The organism is Nonomuraea sp. B12E4, from assembly GCF_039871825.1.
Classification (GTDB): Bacteria; Actinomycetota; Actinomycetes; order Streptosporangiales; family Streptosporangiaceae; genus Nonomuraea.
In genome coordinates this window covers 121747-144634 of the sequence record NZ_JBDPME010000007.1, presented here as the reverse complement: position 1 = coordinate 144634, position 22888 = coordinate 121747, and the positions used below count along the sequence as shown (strand labels likewise).

At 70.5% G+C, this 22888-nt stretch carries 16 protein-coding genes; 4 read left to right on the top strand and 12 right to left on the bottom strand.

Going from position 1 to position 22888, the window contains the following annotated elements:
• Positions 1-99: 99 nt before the first annotated feature.
• The gene (locus ABGB18_RS18425) at positions 100-2724 is read right to left on the bottom strand and encodes a hypothetical protein (RefSeq protein ID WP_347696738.1); all 2625 of its coding nucleotides are present in this window, start codon (positions 2722-2724) and stop codon (positions 100-102) included.
• 476 nt (positions 2725-3200) lie between these two features.
• Here ABGB18_RS18425 and ABGB18_RS18420 point away from each other — a divergent pair, with 476 nt between their 5' ends.
• The 3 genes from ABGB18_RS18420 (at position 3201) to ABGB18_RS18410 (ending at position 8126) form a co-directional block, all read left to right on the top strand.
• Positions 3201-4415 (top strand): PP2C family protein-serine/threonine phosphatase, encoded by a 1215-nt coding sequence (locus ABGB18_RS18420; RefSeq protein WP_347696737.1) that lies wholly within the window; start codon positions 3201-3203, stop codon positions 4413-4415.
• 133 nt (positions 4416-4548) lie between these two features.
• Complete coding sequence (locus tag ABGB18_RS18415; RefSeq protein WP_347696736.1) at positions 4549-5712, top strand: histidinol-phosphate transaminase; 1164 nt, start codon at positions 4549-4551, stop codon at positions 5710-5712.
• Between the two features lie 113 nt (positions 5713-5825).
• Positions 5826-8126, top strand: a complete 2301-nt coding sequence (locus ABGB18_RS18410) for an excinuclease ABC subunit UvrA (RefSeq protein ID WP_347696735.1) — start codon at positions 5826-5828, stop codon at positions 8124-8126.
• A gap of 29 nt (positions 8127-8155) precedes the next feature.
• Here the strand turns inward: ABGB18_RS18410 and ABGB18_RS18405 are convergent, their stop codons facing one another.
• The 3 genes from ABGB18_RS18405 to ABGB18_RS18395 are packed head-to-tail and all read right to left on the bottom strand — an operon-like array spanning position 8156 to position 10686.
• Positions 8156-9043 carry a hypothetical protein gene (locus tag ABGB18_RS18405; protein ID WP_347696734.1) on the bottom strand — a complete coding sequence of 296 codons (888 nt, stop codon included), beginning with the start codon at positions 9041-9043 and terminating at the stop codon, positions 8156-8158.
• A 34-nt stretch (positions 9044-9077) separates the two neighbouring features.
• Positions 9078-9974: an LD-carboxypeptidase gene (locus ABGB18_RS18400; protein ID WP_347696733.1), complete on the bottom strand. Its 897-nt coding sequence runs from the start codon at positions 9972-9974 to the stop codon at positions 9078-9080.
• Entirely contained in the window at positions 9961-10686 is a 726-nt protein-coding gene (locus ABGB18_RS18395; RefSeq protein ID WP_347696732.1) for a Sir2 family NAD-dependent protein deacetylase, read from the bottom strand. The genes ABGB18_RS18400 and ABGB18_RS18395 overlap by 14 nt, the downstream gene beginning before the upstream one ends.
• Positions 10687-10728: 42 nt before the next feature.
• On the opposite strand from ABGB18_RS18395, the gene ABGB18_RS18390 reads away from it, so the two are divergent.
• Positions 10729-11616 carry a sulfotransferase gene (locus ABGB18_RS18390; RefSeq protein ID WP_347696731.1) on the top strand — a complete coding sequence of 296 codons (888 nt, stop codon included), beginning with the start codon at positions 10729-10731 and terminating at the stop codon, positions 11614-11616.
• Here the strand turns inward: ABGB18_RS18390 and ABGB18_RS18385 are convergent.
• The 8 genes from ABGB18_RS18385 to ABGB18_RS18350 all read right to left on the bottom strand — a co-directional run bounded on the left by ABGB18_RS18385 (position 11585) and on the right by ABGB18_RS18350 (position 22864).
• On the bottom strand, positions 11585-13474 hold the full coding sequence (locus tag ABGB18_RS18385) for an ABC transporter ATP-binding protein (protein ID WP_347696730.1): 1890 nt from the start codon (positions 13472-13474) through the stop codon (positions 11585-11587). The genes ABGB18_RS18390 and ABGB18_RS18385 overlap by 32 nt on opposite strands.
• A gap of 259 nt (positions 13475-13733) precedes the next feature.
• On the bottom strand, positions 13734-14549 hold the full coding sequence (locus ABGB18_RS18380; protein ID WP_347696729.1) for an enoyl-CoA hydratase/isomerase family protein: 816 nt from the start codon (positions 14547-14549) through the stop codon (positions 13734-13736).
• A gap of 163 nt (positions 14550-14712) precedes the next feature.
• Complete coding sequence (locus ABGB18_RS18375; protein ID WP_020547488.1) at positions 14713-14928, bottom strand: helix-turn-helix domain-containing protein; 216 nt, start codon at positions 14926-14928, stop codon at positions 14713-14715.
• A gap of 113 nt (positions 14929-15041) precedes the next feature.
• The gene (locus ABGB18_RS18370; RefSeq protein WP_347696728.1) at positions 15042-16640 is read right to left on the bottom strand and encodes an ABC-F family ATP-binding cassette domain-containing protein; all 1599 of its coding nucleotides are present in this window, start codon (positions 16638-16640) and stop codon (positions 15042-15044) included.
• Positions 16641-16750: 110 nt separating this feature from the next.
• The gene (locus tag ABGB18_RS18365; RefSeq protein WP_347696727.1) at positions 16751-19345 is read right to left on the bottom strand and encodes a Tat pathway signal sequence domain protein; all 2595 of its coding nucleotides are present in this window, start codon (positions 19343-19345) and stop codon (positions 16751-16753) included.
• 48 nt (positions 19346-19393) lie between these two features.
• The gene (locus tag ABGB18_RS18360) at positions 19394-20302 is read right to left on the bottom strand and encodes a carbohydrate ABC transporter permease (protein ID WP_347696726.1); all 909 of its coding nucleotides are present in this window, start codon (positions 20300-20302) and stop codon (positions 19394-19396) included.
• A gap of 11 nt (positions 20303-20313) precedes the next feature.
• Complete coding sequence (locus ABGB18_RS18355; RefSeq protein ID WP_347696725.1) at positions 20314-21291, bottom strand: ABC transporter permease subunit; 978 nt, start codon at positions 21289-21291, stop codon at positions 20314-20316.
• A 58-nt stretch (positions 21292-21349) separates the two neighbouring features.
• The gene (locus ABGB18_RS18350; RefSeq protein WP_347696724.1) at positions 21350-22864 is read right to left on the bottom strand and encodes an extracellular solute-binding protein; all 1515 of its coding nucleotides are present in this window, start codon (positions 22862-22864) and stop codon (positions 21350-21352) included.
• Between the last annotated feature and the right edge of the window lie 24 nt (positions 22865-22888).

Genomic DNA, 22888 nt, shown 5'->3' with positions numbered 1-22888 from the left:
CCCCGCCATGTCGAGGAGGAACTCCTCAGGATTCAGCGTGGCTGCCCCGGGCCACCTCCAGCTCGTCGATGGTGAGCCGGGCAGGACGACCAGCATCCGTCAATCCACTTCCCCCGCCCACGGGTCGGGGTGGGCCGGCCCCGGGTCCATCCGGCCCGCCGGTTTCAGGTAGACGCAGCGCAACGCCGCGGCGAAGCGCTGCTCACCATCCCGCAGCCAGCACTGGTCCGCCCCAGGCAGGGCCTCCGACAGCGTGAGCCGCTCGGCGCCGCGCGCCATCCGGGCCAGCGTGTCGAGCAGCGCCGGGGCGCGGGTGTCCACGTAGACCGGTCCGCGCCCGCCGGGGGCAGCGGCGAAGAACTCCACCGGCAGGTCGTACGTCTCACGCAACCGGGCCATGGCGACCAGCAGCTCGCGATCACCGTCGGCCTGCCCGAGCGCCTCGAACGAGGCCTGACCCAACTGCCACCGCTGCCCGGAGACGACCACGTTGTCCCACGTCAGCCGGGGAACCCGGGGCAGATCCGGTAGCGCGGGCAGGCCGATCCTGGGCAGCGCGAACGCCGTGTGCAACGCCGTGTCGTGCCCCCCGTTGTGGAACATCAGCGGCTCGGCCAGCCCGCCCGCCCGCAGGACGGCACGCCGCCCGTCGCTGCGTACGTACAGCTCGTCGAGCCCGACCCGCCGCCGCCCCGGGTCGGCCGCCACGCCGCCGAGCTCCAGCACGGGCCCGGGGAGCTCCGGCGGCGGCAGGCCGTCGGAGCGGGAGGAGATGACGTTGAGCGCGGTGAACCCGGTCAGCGCCCGCTCGATCTCCACGTCCCGCTCGGCGAGGCGCGCGCCCGCCTGCGGGTGGAACTGCAGCGCCCACGAGGTGAGCAGCGGAGCGTCGTGGAGCCCGCCGAGGACCAGCGGGGTCAGGCCGGGCGTGTACGCGTCGAGAGACGGCGCGGCCACCATCACGTCGGCGGAGCAGAGCACGGGAGCGCCCGGCGGGGCCGGCGGGGCGAACAGCCCGGCGAGGTCCACCGACGTGACCCCCGGCGGCGCGTCGCGCACGATGGCGGCGATCCGCCGGACGAGCCGGTCGGCGCGCCGGATCTCCAGGTCGTCGCTCACCCGCAGCACCTCGGCCAGCCCGAACGTGCCCTTGCCGAGCCGTTCGGCCAGCAGCCGGTTGGTGAGCAGCCTGGTCAGGTCGGCCTCCGCGGCGAGCAGGTCGAGCACCCGGGGGACCCGCTCCTCCAGGTCGGCCGCGAGCGCCCCGCCGACGGTGACCCGCAGCGTGCCGGCCGCCGCCTCGTGCACGATGACCTGGTCGTCGCGGAGCCCTTCGCCGCCCCGGTCGCCGTCCCTGTCGCGGCGGCCCCGGCCGTCCCGCCGTCCGCGTCCGGCCAGCGTCTCGATCCGGCTCTGCACGGCGAGCTTCACGTCCGGAGAGGCACCGGGATAGCGGCCGAGCAGCTCGGTGATCTCCTCCACCCGCCGCCCCACCGGCAGCTCGTCCCCCGACCACCCGCCCGCGAAGCCGCGCCTGCGCGGCGCGGGGACCCCGGCCGCCACCACGCCCCCGCGCCCGCCCGACGCCGCAACCCCGGCACGAGCCGGCGCGTGACCACGCGCGGAGGCCCGCGCAGCGCCCGGGCGGGCGACGGGGCGAGCGTCAGAGCCGGTGAAGTCGCCGGTGGCGGCATCCCGAGCCGGCTCGGGGCCAAGATCGCGAGCAGGGTCAGAAGGGTGATCGCGGGCAGGCCGGCGGGTGGCGGTGTCGCGGGTGGGGCGGGTGTCGGCGGTCAGGCGGTCGTGGAGCCAGCCGAGCGGGTCGGCGACGGTGGCGGGCGGGCACAGGTCGTGGGTGAGGAGCCCGCGGCGCACCGCCACCGCCAGCGCCGCCGAGGCGCGCTCCATCCCGGTCCCGGAGACGGCGGCGATCTCCGCCAGCGTGCGGGTGCCGTCGCAGTGGCCGGCGAACGCGGCCCCGTCGAGCGCCGCGCCCGCCCAGGTCCGGCGCCGGGGCACCAGCCTCGCGACCAGCTCGGGATCGGCCAGGATGCGCTGCTGGAGCGCCTCGCCCACCCGTGGGGCCGGGAAGGCGACCCGCCGCGGGCACTCGCGATGCCCCGACCAGGTGTATCCGCCGGGCCCGCCTGGCTCGACCCGCCCGTAGTTGAGCGGTCCGAAGAAGCTCGTCGTCTCGCAGGTGGCGCAGAGCCGCTGCAGGTGGGCGGCGACCTGCCGGCGCAGCCTGTCGTCCTTCGCGCCGCGCCGCAGGTCGCGGTAGAGGCCGGGTGAGGAGCAGACGAGTGCGTCGAGGAAGCGCTCGTCGGCCACGATCGCGCCGAGGGCCGCCCTGGCCCGCGCCGCGTCGGCGGCGACCGCGCCGGCCAGGGTGAGGCGTGCCCGCGCCAGCAGGCCCGTCACCTCGTTCCAGGCGGCCAGCCAGCCGTCAGGGCCCGGGGTGCCGGCCGGCAGCGGCCGCAGGTCGCGCAGCCGGCCGCGCACGCCGCGCGGCAGCCGCCCGCCGGCCGTCCGCCCGGCGCGGTGCTGCGCCACGCCCTTGCCACGGGCTGGGGCGCCGGCGAGCAGGCCGAGCGCCTGCCCTTCCAGCCGGACGACCACCGTGGCCGCCTCCGCCGCCCGCGGGCAGGTCAGGGACTGGACGAGCTCCCAGGGGAATCCGGCGCTCCGGACGACCACGGTCGGCAGCAGAGTCCACTCGCTCACGCGCTCACCCGCCTCACCATCGATCGGTTCTGCCGGCGACACCTTCGATACCCATAGGAACCTCTCGCTTTCTTTGCGGAAATTTTAGCCGCATGTCACAACTCCGATGTTTACAAGATCTTTTTTTTCTGTCAACGCATTCACGGATTAGAGTTGAGCGAGAAGGTGGAACGCCAGCAAACCCCACCACATGGGGCATAAGTCGTTTACGGTGAGTAGCGATCTTGCCATCCTTCCTGGGCAGAAGGCATGGCAGATCATCGCGTACGAACACAGGACGGCTTATCAGCGCAAATTCCGCGATACCGTAAGGGCACTGATCCCCTGACACCATGAAACGCTGGAAGTCCGCTTTCCCCGGGAGCCCGCGAATAATCGCGGCCATTCTCCTCCCGGCAAGGGAGAGGCCGGATCGCCGCCCACTCGGCGGGAGCAACACACTGGGACACAAGGACGCAGGAGGTGAAGGGGAAGTCGTGACGGAGGAGGATCGGGGGCTCCAACGGCCCTCTCTGTCGACGTCGGCGTTCATCGTGGGCCTCGGCGTCGTCACCTTGGTCGTGGTGGCGCTCGACCTGCGCACGGGCTCGGCCATCCGGTTGTTCCCGCTGCTGATCTTCCTGCCCGCCATCGTCTCGGGGCTGGGCTCGGTGCGGCAGACCGCCATCGCCTCGGCGTGGGTGGCGGTGGTCGTGGGCGTCACCGTGGCCTACGTCGGCCGGGAGCTGGACGACAACCTGCTGGCGACGGGGTTCACGGCCCTGTTCGGGGTGCTGAGCGTGGTCGGGTGCCGATATCGGGTGCGGCGTGAGGAGGAGGTGCACCGGCTGCGCTCGGCGGTGGCCGCCCTGCAGCGGCAGATCGTCCGCCCGCTGCCGCTGCGCACCGCGAACGTGATGGTGGACGGCATCTACCAGCCGGTCGAGGAGGACACCATGGTGGGCGGCGACATGTACGAGGTCGCGCCCTCCCCGTACGGGACCCGCGTCCTGATCACGGACGTGCAGGGCAAGGGGCTGCCCGCCATCGGGACCGCGCTGGCGGTGCTGGGGGCGTTCAGAGAGGCCGCCTACCGGGAGCCCACGCTGGCCGGCGTCGTGACCTCGCTGGAGAACGCCGTGGTCCGGACCAACGCGTTCGCCACCCTCACCGGGGAGCCCGAGCGCCTGGTCACCGCGCTCGTCCTGGACATCGACCAGGAGCTGGAGGTGGAGGTGGTCAACTGCGGGCACATCGCCCCGTTCGTCATCCACGACGGCGACGCCCGGGAGATCAACCTCGGCGAACCCGCCGTGCCCCTGGGGCTGGCCGCGCTGTCCCCCTCGCCACGCAAGGGCACCCGATTCCCCTTCCCGCAGGGCGCGACGATGCTGCTGTGCACCGACGGCGTCACCGAGGCACGCGACCCGACCGGCCTGTTCTACCCGCTGGAAAGCCGCCTGCGCGCCTGGGCCGCGGACCCGCCGCCCAGGCTGGCCGAGAGGCTGGGCGAGGACCTGCGCACCTTCGCCGGGACCCCGCGCGACGACATCGCCGTGCTGACGCTGCGCAGGGCCGAGCCGATGCGCCGGGTCGGCTGGGCGGCCGACACCCACCCGCCCGAGCCCATCCGGCCCCACCCTCCCGAGAACAGCCGGCCCGACCCGCCCGAGCACGGCGAGCCCCCGCTGCACGAACCACCGCCGTCATAGGGGCATCGCCGTCACCAGCCACCGCCGTCCCGGAACCAGGAACCACCGCCCCACCCAACCGGCCGTTCTGTCATGAACCGGTCGCCCTTTCGGCACGTACCTCCACACATCGGACATGGTCCCTGGAGGTGTCGTGGAGCTCAGTCTCTTGCGTGCACAGGCGCACAGCCCATCGTTCTTCTCACTGATGCGCGGCTCGTCGGGAGAGCGCGCCCCGGTGGACTTCTGCATCCCTTGCAACCCGTATTTCCCGACCCCGGAGGTGTTCGATCACCTGGGCAGGAATCTGGAGTCGATACTCAAGTTCTACCCGAGCGACGCGAACGCGATCACCGAGGAGCTCTGCTCGACGCTCGGGCTGCATCCCAGGACGGTCGCCATGGGCAACGGCTCGACCGAGCTGATCACCTGGATCGACCACCTGCTGGTGCGCGAGAGCCTGGCGGTGCCGATCCCCACGTTCGGCCGCTGGACCGACCAGCCGCTGGAGACGGGCAAACGAGTGGACATGTACCCGCTGCTGGAGAACCGCAACTTCGCCCTCGACGTCAACGACTTCGTATCGTTCGTCCGGATGCGCGGCTCCCGGGTGGCGGTGATCTGCAACCCCAACAACCCCGACGGCGGCTACCTGCCCAGGCACGAGGTCGTACGGCTGCTCGACGAGCTCATCGACCTGGACCTGGTGATCGTGGACGAGTCGTTCGGCGACTTCGTGGACGCCGAGCCGTACCCGGGGGCGGCGGCGGAGGCGGCGGTGCGGCCGAACGTGATCGTGCTGCGCAGCCTGGGCAAGAACTTCGGCCTGCACGGCATCAGGTTCGGCTACATGGTGGCGAACCCGGCGCTGGCGGCACGGGTGCGCGACGCGCTGCCCAAGTGGAACCTCAACTCCTTCGCCGAGGTCGTGGTGTTCATGATGCGGCGGTTCATGCCCGACTACCTGGAGAGCCTCAAGCGGCTGGCCCAGGACAGGCGGGCCATGTTCCAGCAGCTCAGCACCATGCCGGGGCTGTCGGTGTTCGCGTCGCAGGGCAACTTCCTGCTGGTGAAGCTGCCGCCGGGGCACGATGGGGTCCCGCTGCGCGACCACCTGCTCACCGAGCACGGCGTGTACGTCCGCGAGTGCGGCAACAAGCTCGGCACCACCAGCCAGTTCCTGCGCCTCGTGGTACGCCCCCAGGAGGACGTACGGCGGCTGCTGATCGGCCTGACCCAGTTCCTGTATTCGGGGAGCCTGCACGAGATCCCGGTCATCGGGCTGCACCACAGGCACGTCAACCCGTTGTCGGCCTGACGGGGAGCGCCCCGCGGCACGGCGTCTGGCCCACGCACCGTGCGCGCGGCACTGTAGGCTGTCCCGGCTATCCCCTTACACCATAAATTGTCGCTCGACGATGGAAGGATTCCGTGGGCCCCAGCCATCAGGCAAGCACCGACCGTCATCGCGATCACTCCGCCGCGGACAGCCACGACCTCATCCAGGTCCGTGGCGCGCGGGAGAACAACCTCAAGGGCGTCTCCCTCGATCTCCCCAAGCGGCGCCTCACCGTCTTCACCGGAGTGTCCGGCTCCGGCAAGTCATCGCTCGTCTTCGACACCATCGCCGCCGAGTCGCGGCGGCTCATCGACGAGACGTACACGGCGTTCATCCAGGCGTTCATGCCGAGCCTGGCCCGCCCCGACGTGGACGCCCTGCACAACCTGAGTGCGGCGATCATCGTCGACCAGGAGCGCATGGGCGCCAACGCGCGCTCCACCGTGGGCACCGCCACCGACGCGCACACCATGCTGCGGATCGTGTTCAGCCGCATCGGCGAGCCGCACGCCGGACCGGCCTCCGCCTTCAGCTTCAACATGGCCGAGGGCATGTGCCCCGAGTGCGAGGGACTGGGCAAGGCCTCCGACATCAACGTGGACGAGGTGGTCGACCGGAACCTGTCGCTGAACGAGGGCGCGATCAAGGCCCCCGGCTACGCGGTCGACTCCTGGCCCTGGCAGGTGGTGGCCGGCTCCGGACTGTTCGACCCGGACGTCAAGCTCGCCGACTTCACGCCGGCGCAGTGGGAGGACCTGCTCCACAAGCCCGCCACCAAGCTCAAGTACGGCTCCAACAACTTCACCTACGAGGGTCTCCTGGTCCGGGTCAAGCGAACCTACCTGGCCAAGGACCGCGAGTCGATGCAGCCGGCGGCCAGGGCGTTCGCGGACCGGGCGGTCAAACTCGCGCAGTGCCCCTCCTGCGGCGGCACCCGGCTCAACGAGGCCGCGCGGTCCTGCCGGATCGCCGGGCGGAGCATCGCCGACTGCTCGGCGATGCAGATCAACGACCTGGCCGCCTTCGTCCGCGGCCTCGGCCACTCCTCCGTCGGCCCGGTGCTGGAGGGGCTCCGCTCGACGCTGGACTCGCTGGTCGAGATCGGCCTCGGCTATCTCAGCCTGGACCGCGAGTCCTCCACGCTGTCGGGCGGCGAGGCGCAGCGGGTCAAGATGGTCCGCCACCTCAACTCCAGCCTGACCGACGTCACGTACGTCTTCGACGAGCCCACGGCGGGCCTGCACCCTCACGACATCCAGCGCATGAACAACCTGCTGCTCCAGCTCCGCGACAAGGGCAACACCGTGCTGGTCGTCGAGCACAAGCCGGAGACGATCAGGATCGCCGACCACATCGTGGACCTCGGCCCCGGCGCGGGCACGGCCGGCGGCCGGATCTGCTACACCGGCGACCTGGCGGGGCTGTCCGGCTCCGGCACGCTGACCGGCCGCTACCTCGACCACCGGGCACGGCTACGCGAGCGGTTCCGCGAGCCGGCCGGGCACCTGCCGATCAAGGGCGCCACGCTGCACAACCTCAAGGACGTCGCCGTGGACCTGCCGCTCGGCGTGCTCACCGTGGTCACCGGCGTGGCCGGGTCGGGCAAGAGCTCGCTCGTCCACGGATACCTGGCCGGCCGGGACGGCGTCGTGGTGGCCGACCAGTCGCCGATCCGGGGCTCGCGCCGGAGCAACCCGGCCACCTACACCGGCGTGCTCGACCCCATCCGCACCGCGTTCGCCCGGGCCAACGGGGTCAAGCCGGGCCTGTTCAGCGCCAACTCCGAGGGGGCCTGCCCGGCCTGCAAGGGCATCGGCCTGATCTACACCGACCTGGCGATGATGGCCGAGGTGGCCTCGGTGTGCGAGAAGTGCGAGGGCAAGCGGTTCACGCCGGAGGTGCTGACGTACCGGCTGCGGGGCAAGAACATCAGCGAGGTCCTGGCCATGCCGATAGCCGAGGCCCGCGAGTTCTTCACCTCCGGGCAGGCCCGCACGATCCTCGACCGGCTGGTCGCGGCCGGCCTCGGCTATCTGGGGCTGGGCCAGCCGCTGACGACGCTGTCCGGCGGCGAGCGGCAGCGGCTCAAGCTGGCCATCCACATGGCCAAGAACGGCACCACGTACATCCTGGACGAGCCGACCACCGGCCTGCACCTGGCGGACGTGGACCAGCTCCTGGCGCTGCTGGACCGCCTGGTGGACGACGGCAACACGGTGATCGTGATCGAGCACCACCAGGCCGTCATGGCGCACGCCGACTGGATCGTGGACCTGGGTCCCGGAGCCGGTCACGACGGGGGCGAGGTGGTGTTCACCGGCACCCCGGCCGAGCTGGTCGCCACCGGCACCTCGCTGACCGCGATCCACCTGCGCGAGTACGTCGGCCGGTAGGCCGTCGCGAGCTGCCCGCCTGCCCGCGCTCAGACGGCCAGGCGGGCCAGCACCTTGGCGAACTCCGGCGGCGGGGCCACCACGAGCCTGGTCTGGCCGCGCTGGGTGACGATGTCGGACTTGATGAGGCGCAGCCGCCCCTCGTGCCACCAGTACACCTGGGAGCTGAGCCCGCTCGTGCGCGCCGCGTGCACCCGCAGCCGCTCGATCGCGCGTACGACGCCGATGCCGTCCACCGGGTGCACCAGCAGCGTGTACGGGTCGGGCAGCACGACCAGGGCCCCGTCGGCGGGCACCGGCAGGTAGTCGGCCAGCCATCGCAGGTGGGTGGCGGCCGCGGGGGACGCGCCGGTCAGGCGGGTCACCGGCGTGCCCGACAGCTCGATGCGCTCGACGCCCAGCCGCTCCTCCCGCCGCACGTTGCGCACCGCGAGGTCCAGGGCCTGCACCGCGGGCACCGGCCAGCACCCGGCCTCCTCGGGCCGCACGGCGCGGGAGCCGACGGTGAGCAGCTCCACCAGGTCGGCGTTGAGGTGGCGGCCGACCACCCGGGTCAGGTCGGCGACCTCGTCCACGGCCTCCACGCGGGTGCGCATCAGCGGCCGGGCCTGGTCCAGGTCGCACGTGTCCACCGGGTCGCCCGCGCGGGCGACCGCGTGCGCGAGGTGCTCGGAGACCAGCACCGGCCAGTCCTCCCTGGCCCTGCGCCCGACCTCACGCCGCAGCCCGGTGAGCCGGACGACGAGCACGGCGGCGGCGCCGCCCTCCGGCGAGCCCTTCAGGGTCATCGAGGAGCCGTCACGGGCGAACTCGAAGGCGTAGCCGAGGGACTCGGCGACGAGGGCGAGCAGCGAGTCGAGATCGACGTGCTCGACAGGCCGACGCGCGGGCTCACGTTGACGCCGGAACCAGCTCACGCGTTGTGTCCCTCTCTGTCGGATTTGTCCCTCCCTACCTTGCCTGCTCCTCGTCGCGGAGAGGACCGGACAGCGAGCACGATTCGGTATCGATAACACCAAGTGACCCCAGCCACACACTCATCTGTGGTGACCCGTGCCCCACCGGAAGTCCCGCCAGAACAGGCACTCCGAGCGGCTCCAAGCGGTCCTGGAGCACCGGGTAGGGGTCCCCGCAGTCCACCCACGAACCGAGCGCGATCCCGCGAACCCCCTCGAACGCTCCCGCCTGCAGCAACTGGGTGAGCATCCGGTCGATCCGGTACGGCTCCTCGCCCACGTCCTCCAGGAAGGCGATCTTCCCCTCGAACGACGGCTGCCACCTCGTGCCGCACATCGAGGCCAGCAGCGACAGGTTGCCCCCGGCCAGCACGGCCTCGGCCCGCCCGGGCACCAGCGCCCGGTCACCCGGCACGGTCATGACGCCGCCGAACAGGGCCGCCTGCAGGCTCTCCCAGGTCAGCGGCTCCGGGCCGGACTCGCCCGCCAGGAGGTCGCAGGCCGGCATCGGCCCGTGCAGCGTGGGCACGCCCAGCTCGATGGCGAACGCGTTGTGCAGGGCCGTGATGTCGCTCGACCCCAGCAGGACCTTGCGGCCCGCCGCGGCCCGCATGGCGTCCCAGTCGAGCAGGCCGAGCAGCCGGCCGGCGCCGTAGCCGCCCCGGCAGCAGAACACCGCCGCGACGGCCGGGTCGCACCAGGCGGCCTGCAGGTCGGCGGCGCGGGCGGCGTCGCTGCCCGCCAGGTAGCCGAGCTCCTGGCGGTCGAGCGCGTGCGCGCCCACCGTCACCTTCAGCCCGAGGGCCTCCAGCCGTTCGACGCCGCGCCCCAGCAGGACGGCCTCGGGCGGGCCCGACGGCGCGACGATCGCGACGGTGTCACCGCGCTGCATCGATCAACTCCTTGACGAGACGAGGTAGTGCCGAGCCGATCGACTCGTTGATCACCTGGTCGGCGAACGGGTCGTAGGGCGTGGGCTCGGCGTTCACGATCACCAGCCGGGCGCCCGCGTCGAGCGCCTCACCGCACAGGCCCGCGGCGGGGTGCACGGTCAGCGAGGTGCCCACGGCCAGGAACAGCTCGCACGAGCGGGCTGCGTCCAGCGCGGCGCCCAGCACCTCGGCCTTCAGCGCCTGGCCGAACGATATCGTGTTGGACTTCTGGATGCCGCCGCAGCGCGGGCACGGCGGGTCCTCCTCGCCGGCGGCCACCCTGGCGAGCACCTCGGGCATGGGGGTGATCAGGTCGCAGGAGACGCATTCCGCCCGGTGCAGCGTGCCGTGCAGCTCGATGACGCGCTCCGGCGCCGAGCCGGCGCGCTGGTGCAGCTCGTCGATGTTCTGGGTGATGAGCGCCCGCAGCAGCCCGGCGCGCTCCAGGTCGACCAGGGCGTGGTGGGCGGCGTTCGGGCGGGCCCGCCAGGCCGGATGGTCGAGCCGGGCCCGCCAGGAGTCGCGCCTGACCTCGGGATCGGCCAGGTAGGTGTCGATCGAGGCGCTCGCTGCCGCCTGCGGATCTTTGGTCCACAGTCCCTGCGGGCCCCGGAAGTCCGGGATGCCCGAGTCGGTGGAGATGCCCGCTCCGGTGAGCACCGACACTGACATTGGCTCCTTCACGTGGCAAACGGTGTCACACTTACCTCTCGTATGCGACTTCCGCCCCACATCCTCGTGGTCAACGGCATCAAGGTCCGCCGGCCGGTCTTCCTGGTCGGAGCGCCGCATTCCGGCACGGACCTGCTGGCCCGCGCCCTGAAACGGTCTCCAGGCTTCCACGTGACGATGGGCCGCGCGAGCGTGGCCCACGTGGTCTACGCCTTCGCCCGAAAACCGTCCATCGCCCGTACGTCCGGTGCCGTGCGCGTCATGCGGGACGCGCTGGCCGAGGCGTGGCAGGTGCTGCCCCGCTCGTGCGGTGACTGCGCCGAGTCCTGCCGGGAGGCGGGCGGCGTCACCGGCACCGGGCCGTGCGTGGCGGCGGCCGACATCACCCGGTTCGGAGACGGCAGCCCCGACCTGCTCTACAGCGCTCCCGTGCTGCTGCAGGCGTTCCCGGACGCCCGGTTCGTGCAGCTCATCCGCGACGGCAGGGACGTGGTGGCCGACATGCTGGACGACCCCGCGTGCCTGGCCTGGTTCAAGCCGGGGATGCTGTCGGACCAGACCGAGTTCCCCAACGCCTTCCTGGGCGTCAACAAGGACGAGCACCTCGACCGGTGGAAGGGCATGCCCGCGGCGGGCAAGAGCGCCCTGCGCTGGCGCAGCGCCGTACGCCAGAGCGCCGAGCTGCGCCGGACGCTGCCCGCCGACCAGCTCCTCACGCTGCGCTACGAGGACCTGGTGCTCAAGCCCGCGCAGGCGGTGGCCACGCTGGCGGAGTTCCTGGAGACGCGGGTGTCCAAGGTCGTCATGTACGGCACCGACGTCCCCAGGGTCGGCGCCTGGACGTCCCGGCTCCGGCGCGGCGACCTGGAGCTGGTGGAGAAGGTCGCCCGCGAGGAGCTCAAGCGGCTGGGCTATCTGAAGAAGAGGTGAACTGGGTGCGGTAGAGCTCGGCGTAGAGCCCGCCGCGCGCCAGCAGCTCCTCGTGCCCGCCGCGCTCGGCGATCCGCCCGTCGTGCACGACGAGGATCTCGTCGGCCTCCCTGATCGTCGACAGCCGGTGCGCGATGACCAGCGAGGTGCGGCCCTCCAGCGCGGTCTTCAGCGCCACCTGCACGGCCGCCTCGGACTCGGAGTCGAGATGGGCCGTGGCCTCGTCGAGCACGACCACGCGCGGTGCCTTGAGCAGCAGCCGGGCCAGCGCCAGGCGCTGCTTCTCACCACCGGACAACCGGTAGCCGCGGTCGCCGACCACCGTCTCCAGCCCGTCGGGCAGGCCCTCCACGAGATCACCGATCTGCGCGGCCCTGAGAGCCTCCCAGATCTCCTCGTCGGTGGCCCCCGGCCTGGCGTAACGGAGATTGGCTCCTATCGTGTCATGGAAGAGATGGGCGTCCTGCATGACCACGCCCACGGTGTCGCGCAGCGAGTCGAGGGTGGCGTCCCGCACGTCGAGCCCGTTGATCCGGACGGCGCCCTCGTTGACGTCGTAGAGGCGGGAGACCAGGGAGGTGATCGTCGTCTTGCCCGCGCCCGAGTGGCCGACCAGGGCGACGAGCCGGCCGGGCGCGGCCGTGAACGAGACGCCCTCCAGCACCTGGTTGGAGGGGCCGGTGTCCTGCCGGGCCACCGACTCCAGCGAGGCCAGCGAGACCTCCTCGGCGGCCGGGTAGCGGAAGCTCACGTCGTCGAACTCGATCGTCACCGGCCCGGCTGGCACCGGCACCGCGTCCGGCTTCTGCGCCACCATGGGCCGCAGGTCGAGGATCTCGAAGACCCGGTCGAAGCTCACGAGCGCCGTCATCACGTCCACGTGCACGTTGGACAGGGACGTGAGCGGGCCGTAGAGGCGCATGAGCAGCGCGGCCAGGGCCACCAGCGTGCCCAGCTCGAAGGCGCCGGAGACGGCCAGGACGCCGCCGATGCCGTAGACCAGCGCGGTGGCCAGCGCCGCCACCAGGCCGAGCGCGACCCGGAACACGGTGCCGTACATGCCGACGGTCACGCCCACGTCCCGCACCCTGGCGGCCCGGCGGCCGAACACCTCGGCGTCGTCCTCCGGGCGGCCGTACAGCTTGGCGACCATGGCGCCCGCGACGTTGAACCGCTCGGTGGTGACCGAGCTCATCTCGGCGTCGAGCTGCATCTGCTCGCGGGTCAGCGCCGACATCCGGCGGCCGACGAACTTGGCGGGCACGATGAAGATCGGCAGCAGCACCAGCGCGACCAGGGTCACCTGCCACGACAGCACCAGCATCGCGCCCAGCACCAGGACCAGGCTGACCACGTTGCTGACGACCGACGACAGGGTGCTGGTCAGCGCCCGCTGGGCGCCGATCACGTCGGTGTTGAGCCGGCTGACCAGGGCGCCGGTCTGGGCCCGCATGAAGAACGCCACCGGCATGCGCTGCACGTGGTCGAACACCTCGGTGCGCAGGTCGTAGATCAGCCCCTCGCCGATGCGCGCGGAGAACCACCGCTGCACCAGGGTCAGGCCGGCGTCGACCACCGCCAGCGCGGCGATCGTCACCGCCAGGCCGGCCACGACACCGGGCCGCCGGGCCAGGATGCCGTCGTCGATGACCGCCTTCATCAGCAGCGGGTTGGCGATCACGATCACCGCGCCCACCACCACGAGGCCCAGGAAGGCCGCGATCTGCCCCGTGTACGGCCTGGCGTAGTGGGCGATCCGCCGCACGATGCCGGGCCTCAGCCGCTGTTTGGTGACCGAGCCGTCACGCCGCAACGAGGTCCACACCTGGGGCCCGAAGCCCCCACCCATCATCGTCATACGGGGGATCCCTCCTACTCCCCCGGACACAGCGCCGTCGGGCCGCGCGCTGATTCCCGACTCAGCTCACCGCGAAACCGGCGGCTGTCCGCCTCGAACCAAGGCGCACACACCATTCAAGGCGCACACACCATGAACCCTTCCCCGAAGCCCCCGCGGCACACGACCCCGAGCCCGCCGAGCCACCGCCCCGGCGGCGCTCCACCCCCCGGGCCCGCCGAGCCGCGGCCCCGCGGCGTCCAGCCTCCCGAGCCGGCGATCAGCCGGAAAGGGCCTTGAGGCGGGCGACCTGTTCGATCGCCTCGGCCACGCTCTGCTCCTCCAGGGTGCGGGCCTGCGCCCCCTGGAGGAGCCGTTTGGTCGCGACGGCCGCGTCCCGGTTGGTGGACAGCAGCTCCGCGATCTTGTCATGTACAGCTTGGTCCAGGTCGCCCCCGGCGACCACTTTCTCCGCGAGGCCGATGCGCATGGCCTCGTCCGCGTGCACGGTCCTGGCGGTCAGGCAGATGTCGATCGCCTTGGCCAGGCCCACCAGTTCGACCAGGGGCTTGGTCCCCGTCAGATCGGGCACCAGGCCCAGTGCGGGCTCTTTCATGCAGAACAAAACATTTTCGGCCACAATCCGCAGGTCGCAGGCGAGCGCGAGCTGGAATCCCGCCCCGATCGCGTGGCCCCGCACCGCGGCGATGGAGACGATCTCCGGGCGGCGCAGCCACAGGAATCCAGCCTGGAACCGCCTGATGCGCTGCTCGAACCCGGCTTCGCCGGTCTCGACAGCCGAACTCATCGAGCCCTGTCCGGGCACCCCCTCAGGTGTGAACATCTGCAGGTCGATCCCTGCCGAGAAGGACGGTCCCTCACCTTTCACGACGACGACGCGCACCTGCTCGGGCAGGCTCTCGCCGATGCGGGCCAGTCCGTGCCATGTCGCGAACGTCATCGCGTTGCGCTTTTCCGGCCGGTCCAGCGTTATCGTCGCTATCTCACCGTCCACCTCGAAGCGAACTCCGCTCTCCGCCTGGGCAGAGCCGTCGTCCGCATACCCCCCGCGCTGTCGCGCCTGTGCTTCCGCCATCGTCCGCTCCTCCAGTCCCGCAGGCCGGCTCTCCGGGCCGCGCACGGTCGTGCCGCCGGAGTGCTGACCGTCGCGCCCGAGCCTACAGAAGATGGTTCTGGCACGGGCGCGACGTCGGCTGACTAGGGACGGGCGGCTGCGGTCGCACGTTCCGAGGCGGCCGTCAGCGCTTGGACTTGCCTCGGGTCGCCCCGCCGCGCCCACGCAGAGTCACACCGGACTCGCTGAGGATGCGGTGGATGAACCCGTAGGACCGACCGGTCGAAGCGGCCAGGGCGCGGATGCTTTCGCCCGCGGCGTAGCGCTTCTTGAGATCGCCGGCCAGTTTTTCCCGGTCGGCCCCGGTGACCCGGGTGCCCTTCTTCAGTGTCTCGGCCACGAGTACCTCCTGTAGTGCCGGACTTCCGCAGCGTTACTCCGCCATGATCAGTCATTTCAGCGGGATCGGCTACCTACTCCACGGGAAAAGATCCGTACCCACTCAAATTAAGATCAGGCAAGTGCCACAAGATCGGAAAATTCGTCGCTCCATGCGTCTTCAGTTCCGTCAGGTAGCAAGATCACCCTATCCGGTGACAGGGCGTCAACGGCACCCTCGTCATGTGTGACTAGGACGATTGCTCCTGAATACGACCTCAGAGCATTGAGAACCTGCTCGCGGCTGACGGGGTCGAGGTTGTTCGTGGGCTCGTCGAGAAGCAGCACATTGGCGCTTGAGAGCACCAGGATCGCGAGCGCCAGCCGGGTCTTCTCGCCACCCGACAGCACCCCCGCGGGCTTGTCCACATCGTCGCCCGTGAACAGGAACGAGCCGAGCACCTTGCGCAGCTCCGTGTCGGTGAACGCGCCGCCGGCGGAGCGCATGTTCTCCAGCAGGGTGCGGCCGGCGTCGAGGGTCTCGTGCTCCTGGGCGTAGTAGCCGATCTTGAGGCCGTGGCCGGGCCGGATCTCGCCGGTGTCGGGCGTCTCGATCCCGCCGAGCAGGCGCAGCAGCGTGGTCTTGCCCGCGCCGTTGAGGCCGAGGATGACAACCCTGTGACCTCGGTCGATGGCCACGTCCACGTCGGTGAAGACCTCCAGGGAGCCGTAGGACTTCGACAGGCCCTCGGCCGTGAGCGGGGTGCGCCCGCACGGCTGCGGCTCGGGGAAGCGCAGCCGCGCCACCTTGTCGCTCTGGCGCTCCTCCTCGGTGCCGGACAGCAGCCGGTGCGCGCGCCGCATCATGTCCTGGGCGGCCTTGGCCTTGGTGGCCTTGGCACGCATCTTGTCGGCCTGCGCCAGCAGCGCGCCCGCCTGCTTCTCGGCGTTGGCCCGCTCGCGCTTCCTGCGCTTCTCGTCGGTCTCCCGCTGCGCCAGGTACGCTTTCCAGCCCACGTTGTAGTGATCGATCACAGATCGGTTGGCGTCCAGGTGCAGGACCTTGTTGACCGTGGCTTCAAGAAGGCCGACGTCGTGGCTGATGATCACCAAGCCACCTTGATGAGATCGCAAAAAATCACGAAGCCACCCGATTGAGTCCGCATCTAGGTGGTTTGTGGGCTCGTCTAGAAGGAGAGTTTCCGCCCCGCTGAAAAGAATTCGCGCCAATTCGACGCGCCTGCGCTGACCCCCGGAAAGCGTTTGCAACGGCTGTGACAGCACTCGATCGGGGAGACCGAGACTGGAGGCGATGGAGGCGGCCTCCGACTCGGCCGCGTAACCGCCGAGCACGTGCATCTGGTCCTCGAGCCGGCCGTACTGCCTGACGGCCTTCTCCCGGGTGCGCTCGTCGGCGGAGGACATGCCCTGCTCGGCCTCGCGCAACCTGCGCAGGACCTCATCGAGCCCCCGGGCGGACAGGATGCGGTCCCGGGCCAGCACCTGAAGGTCACCGGTGCGCGGGTCCTGGGGCAGGTAACCCACGGTGCCGGAGGTGGTGACGGAGCCGGAGGCGGGCAGACCTTCGCCCGCCAGCACTTTGGTGAGGGTCGTCTTCCCCGCGCCGTTGCGGCCGACGAGCCCGATCTTGTCACCGGGGTTGACCCGGAACGTGGCTTTCTCGATGAGCAGGCGCGCACCCGCGCGCAGCTCGATATCAGTGGCGATGATCATGATGGCGAAACACTCCCGAGCTAGGAAACGAGGGTTGGGCGTGCGGCGCCGATCAATCGGGAGTAGGCATACCGGTCAGTGTAGGGCCCCCGCCGGGGCCCTACCTCTGGTTAATGCTCCGTCAGGTGCTTGCCGACCAGGGCCAGATTGGCGATCGCGGCCAGGGCGTACTGCGAGGCCGTGTTGGTGCTCACGAACGGCGCCTCCAGCACGGGAGAGAGCACGTCAGGCCCGTCGGCCAGGGTGAACTCCCAGTCCCGCCGGCGCTGCAACGGGTTGCGGTTGCGCTGGTCGCCCTCGTCGAGGTAGAACTTCCGCCACGCCCAGGCGGCCAGGCCGGCGTCGTCCAGCCGCACGGCCGCGTACGCGGTGAGCCGGCTGTGCGCCTGCACCAGCGAGATGCCGGTCAGCGGCTGTCCCACCTCCGCCTCCTGCTGCTCGGGGGTGGCGAGGTAGAGCCGGCAGTAGTCCAGCCACGCCCCCTCGAAGCCGGGCACGTCCAGCCCCAGCCCGATGAGCTCGGCGCACATCTCCGGCAGCCCGAACAGCGACGACAGGTGCGAGATCGAGATCTCGTCCCGGGTGGTGTCGAACCGCCCGGTGGCCAGGTCGAGCCGGGCCGAGCCGGTCAGGAAGCCGTGCGGCAGCGCCCCGATGCCGGCCATCGTGCCCAGCAGCCGGTCCTTGGCCCGCTCGTCGCCGTGCCGTTCCCAGCGGGTCAGCCACGCCGCCGCCAGCGCCCCCCAGTCGGTCCCGAGCCCGATCGACAGCGCCGACGCGTCGGGGGTGTAGTCGTCCTCGCGCACCTTGCGCTGCGGGTCGACGACCAGGAACGTCTCCTCGGGCGTGCTCAGCTCGTCCATCAGGTCGCCGGTGCGCTCATCGGCCGTCAGGAAGTAGTAGAAGCGCCGGTAGGCGGCGTTGGAGATGCGTACCTGCTTGCAACTGCACCCCCAGTGCTGCACGTTGTGCCGGCTGCCCAGCCCCTTCCACCTGCCCAGGTGGTAGACGTCGACCTCGCCGGTGTGGCGGGTCATCGACTCGGCGAAGCGGAAGACCTCCGCCCGGCCCGTGCGCAGATACTGCAGCCACAGCCACAGGTCGGGGGACAGCTCGGAGTTGTCCCAGGCGTACCCGCCGATGTCGTAGCGCCAGGTGTGGCGGTCGGGGTCGTAGGTGTGCATCACGTCGCCGTAGTCCCAGAACCCGTACCAGCGGCGCTGCTCGCGCTCGCGCACGTAGTGCTCGAACAGGAAGTCCAGGCGGTCCTCGATCTTGGCGTGCGCGGGGGTGGAGCGGTCGGGCAGGCCCCAGACGCCGAACACGCCGGCCTCCAGCACCCGCTCGGGGGTCACGGCCAGCAGGCCCGGCCGGTTCATGGCGGCCGCGTGCGCGGCCAGGTCGGCCGACGGGGGCGTGGCGTCGTGGGCGCGCAGGGTCAGCTCGTGCGTGCGCGCCACGCCGTGCGGGTCGCCGAACCCCGGCTCGTAGTCCTCGTAGGTGATCTCCAAGGCGTCGAGCTGCTGCTCGTAGGTCTCCTGGCCCAGGCCGTCGTGGTAGAAGCGCAGGTCCATGGCGGGCGCGGACGGCGACCAGAGCCAGACGGTCACGGTGGCCAGGTCGGTGGCCGCGTTCCTGATGTCCAGGCGGGTGGGGTGCAGGCGCCAGAAGTCGCGCAGGCCGAAACCGAGGCCGCCGCTCACGCCGCCGACGTAGCCGTACCCGGCCGAGCGGGTGCCGGCCGGGATGCTCACCCAGGCGTGGCCCTCGGCGGTGCGCTTGCGCAGCGTGAAGCCGTCGGCGGAGCCCTGGTCGAGGGTGTAGTCGTTCCAGGTGGGGATGTAGCGCAACCGGTTGCCGACCTCCGGGTCCAGCTCGCCGGCCGCCCTGCCCTCGATCTGCGCCCGGCGGGCGGGCTCGCCGGGGTCCTGGCGCAGGCCGGTCAGCCCGCGTACCGCCTCGGTCAGGAAACCGGTGGTCGAGCCCGCTTCGGCTCCGGCCAGCCGGACGTGCCGGTCGTGCGGCTCGTCGCGCATGATGACGTCGGCGCGCAGGCCGAGCCCGGCCAGGAAGTCGCGCTCGGCGTCGCCGTCCCAGACGAACGTGTGCATGATGCGCACATCCTCGGCTCCGGCGTAGAAGTACAGGCGCACGGTGAACGGCAGCCAGTCGCCGTGGCGGCCCTCCAGCCGCACCACGGCGCGCACGGGCCCGTCCTGCTCCACGGTGACCCGCTCGACCACGCCCGTGGCCTGCTCACGCGGCGCGCCGCCACCCTCGTCGGGGGTGGGCTCGCTCTGGCGCAGGCTGACCAGGCGGACGTCCCTGGCGATCTCGCGGCTCCCGCGTGAGATCGACCGGGCCAGCGTGCCGCCCCGCTCCTCAATGGTCCAGGTCACCACGCCGGTGCCGACCCGCAGCAGGCCGTCCGCGCGCTCGACGGTGACCGGGGACCCGGCGGCGGGCTCGCGCCCGGATTCGAGCCGGTACGACTCCGCCGGGGCGCCCGCGCCCATGGCGTGGGCCGTCCACTTGACCGAACCGTCCGGCCAGGTCGCGGTCACCCAGCTCTGCACGGGCACCTCGCGCCCGCCGGCGTCGGCCAGCGCGAACGCCGTGTCCCGGGCGATCGTGCCGCACGGCCACGGGACTCCCCAGGTCACCCCCTGCTCTCCCGGTCGGTCCAGCCAGCGCAGTGCGGTCATGTGATCTCCTTCGAGTCGCTCGGTGAGGTGGGGGTCGCGGTCAGCGCGTCATTCCTTGACGCCGCCGATCAGCACGCCCTTGGAGAAGTGCTTCTGCAGGAAGGGGTAGAAGAGCAGGATCGGCAGCGTCGCGATCACCACGACCGCGAACTTCAGCCCCTGCTCGGGCGGCACCCAGGTCCGGTCCATCTGGGACAGCGCGTTGGCCGCGTCGGTGCTGACGAGCTGGCGTACCAGGATCTGGAGGGTCCACTTGCCCGGGTCGCTGATGTAGAGCAGCGGGGACATGTAGTCGTTCCAGATCCCCACGGCGTAGAACAGCGAGAACGTCGCGATGATCGGCTTGGACAGCGGCAGCACGATCTTGAAGAACACGCCCATCTCGTTGCAGCCGTCGATGCGCGCCGCCTCCTCCAGGGCCTGCGGCAGCTCCTGGAAGAAGCTCTTGACGATGATCAGATAGAACGGGTTGATGGCCAGCGGCAGGATCAGCGCCCAGTAGCTGTCGAGCAGCCCCAGGTCGCGCACCACCAGGTAGGTGGGGATCATGCCGCCCGTGAAGACCAGCGTGAAGATCACCAGGTTGAGGACCAGCACCCGGCCCGGCAGGTATCGCTTGGCCAGCGGGTAGGCCATGGTGAACGTCAGCAGCACCTGCACGACCATGCCCACCGCCGTCACCACGACGGTCGTCAGCATGGCGCGCAGGAAGGCGTCGGTGTCGAAGATGTAGGCGTAGGACTCGGTGACGAACTTCTCCGGCCACAGGAAGAACGGCCGCGAGGAGATCTCCGCCTCACCCGCGAACGAGCCGGCCAGCACGTACAGCAGCGGCAGGACCGTGATCAGCGCCAGGCCGGCGAGGACGACGACGTTGAGCGTGTCGAAGACGCGGCTGCCGAGCGAGGCGTGGAGATTGACCGACTTCTGCTTCTTCGTGGTGGTGACGGTCGACATGTGATGGCTCCTTAGAACAGTCCACGCTGGCCCAGGCGCTTGGCCAGCCAGTTGGAGCCGAAGATCAGCAGGACGCCGGCCACGCCCTTGAACAGGCCGATGGCGGTGGAGTAGCTGATCGCGCCGTTGGTGATGCCGGTGTAGTAGACGTAGGTGTCGAACACGTCGGCCACCGAGCGGTTCAGCGAGGTGGTCATCAGCCAGATCTGCTCGAAGCCCGAGTCGAGCAGGTTGCCGGAGGACAGGATGGCCATGACGACGATCGTCGGGCGGATGGCGGGCAGGGTGACGTGCCAGAGCTGCCGGAAGCGGCCGGCGCCGTCCATGCGCGCGGCCTCGTACAGGTTCGGGTCCACGCCGGCCAGCGCGGCCAGGTAGATGATCGTGCCCCAGCCGGTCTGCTTCCACAGTTGCTGCAGGATGACCAGCGGCCGGAACCACTCCTCCTGCGCCATGTAGTCGATCTTGGCGGTGTCGCCCAGCAGGTCGCGCATCCATCCGGAGAGCACTCCGAAGTCCGCCGCGAACAGCAGATACGTCAGGGACGCCACGATCGTCCAGGACAGGAAGTGCGGGATGTAGATCAGCGACTGGACCGAGCGCTTGAGGATGTTGACGCGCAGCTCGTTCAGCAGCAGGGCCACGACGATCGGCGCGGGGAAGACGATGAGGATGTGCAGCAGCGCCAGGAACAGGGTGTTGAACATCAGCCGGCCGAAGTCGGGGCCGGAGAACAGCTCCTCGAAGTGCTTGAACCCGACCCAGGGGCTGCCCGAGTAGCCGAGGAACGGCAGGAAGTCCTGGAAGGCGATCGTCACGCCGTACATCGGCAGGTACTTGAAGAGCGCGAAGTAGACGAGGCCCGGGATGAGCATGAGGTAGAGCCAGCGGTAACGCGGCAGCGCGACGCGGAGCGGCACCTTGCCGGCTCCCCGCCGCGCCTTGGGTGCCGCCTTCGTGGAAGGAGGCGGCACCAGGTCGGTGGCCACAGTGGCCTCCTTTCGTGCGAGGGGCCCGGGGATGCCTCCCGGGCCCCTCAGAGCCGGATTACTCGGGGAGCTTGGAGACCAGGTCGTTGACCTCGGCGGTGATCTGCGTGCCGCCGCTGTCGTACCAGCGCTTGATCTCGCCCTTCAGCTGCTCCTCCGTGATCTCTCCCGACAGGAACTTGATCCGGGCGTCCGGGACGATCGTGTCGATCTGGGCGCCCCTGGAGACGGCCGTGGGCGAGATGACCGGCAGCGCCGGATTGAAGACGGCCGTCTTGAGGTCCTCCGCCATCAGCTCGTTCTGCAGCTTGATCATGTCCTTGTACGGCTGGCCGGACGGCGTGCGCGGGAGCCCGATGCCGCCGATGTCGGTGTCTCCCTTGAACCCGAGCTGGACGAAGGCGTCGTCGGCGTTGTCCTGGACGGTCCTGACCATGGGATCGGTCTCGTTGATCAGGGACGCGGTGCCGTCCACGACCTTGTAGTTGCGGCCCTCGATGCCGTTCATGACCAGGTTCTGGCCCTCCACCGACCCCAGCTTGTCCAGGGTCTTCAGCACGTTGTCGAGGTCCTGCTCGGTCGGCACGCTCTGCCGGGAGATGGCCAGGACGTCGAGGTAGCCGGTGAACGGGAGGGAGAACTTCTGGCCGTCGGAGCGCTTGAGGTTGCCGACCATGGCGACCTTGCCGCCGTAATCCTCGTCACCCGCGTCCCTGAACAGGTCGAGCACCTGACGCGAGCGCACGTTCACGTCGATGATGATGCCGCCCTGCCCCCGGAAGAACGGTTCGTTCCAGTTGGCGGAGTCGAGCGTGGCGAAGTCGGGGTTGACCATGCCCCCGTCGACCATCTTCTTGAGGAACTTGTTGGCCTCGAGGAACTCGGGGGTGTCGAACCCGGGGACCAGCTTGCCGTTCCGCATGCCCCAGCCGTTGGGCGCGCCGAACCAGGTCTCAAGGGTGTCGTACGGGCTGGAGGTGGCGTAGTTGCCGGGCCACTTCGGGATGATCAGCCCGTAGGTGTCGTTCTTGCCGTCGCCGTCGGGGTCCTTCTCGGTGAACGCCTTGGCGATGTTGTACAGGTCGTCCACGGTCTCGGGCAGCTTCAGTCCCAGCTTGTCCAGCCAGTCCTTGCGGATCACGATCGCCGAGCGCAGCGCGGCCCGCATCCGGTAGATGCCGTAGATCTTGCCGTTGACGGAGGCGTTGAGCGCGGTGCGCTCGTCCATCGGCTTGAGGTTCGGGTACTTGTCCAGTTTGTCGGTCAAATCCCAGAACGCTCCGGCCTGCGCCGCCCTGACGAATGCCGGCAGCTTCGGATCCACCCCCATGACCTGCGGGAGTTTGTCCGAGGCGAGCGTCACGTTGAGCTTGTCGGTGTACTGGGCGTTGGGCACCCAGGTGATCTGGAGCTTCTTGCCGAGGAACTTCTCGACGGCCTGCTGCAGCTCTCCCTTGGGATCGGGCGCGGTGCCGAACAGCTTGGCCATGACGGTCAGCGTGTTGGAGTCGGCGGCGGGCGTTTCGCCGCCTGCGCAGGCCGAGGCGGTGAGAGCAGCCGTAATCGTTAACATCACGGCGATGAGCCGCCGGCGACG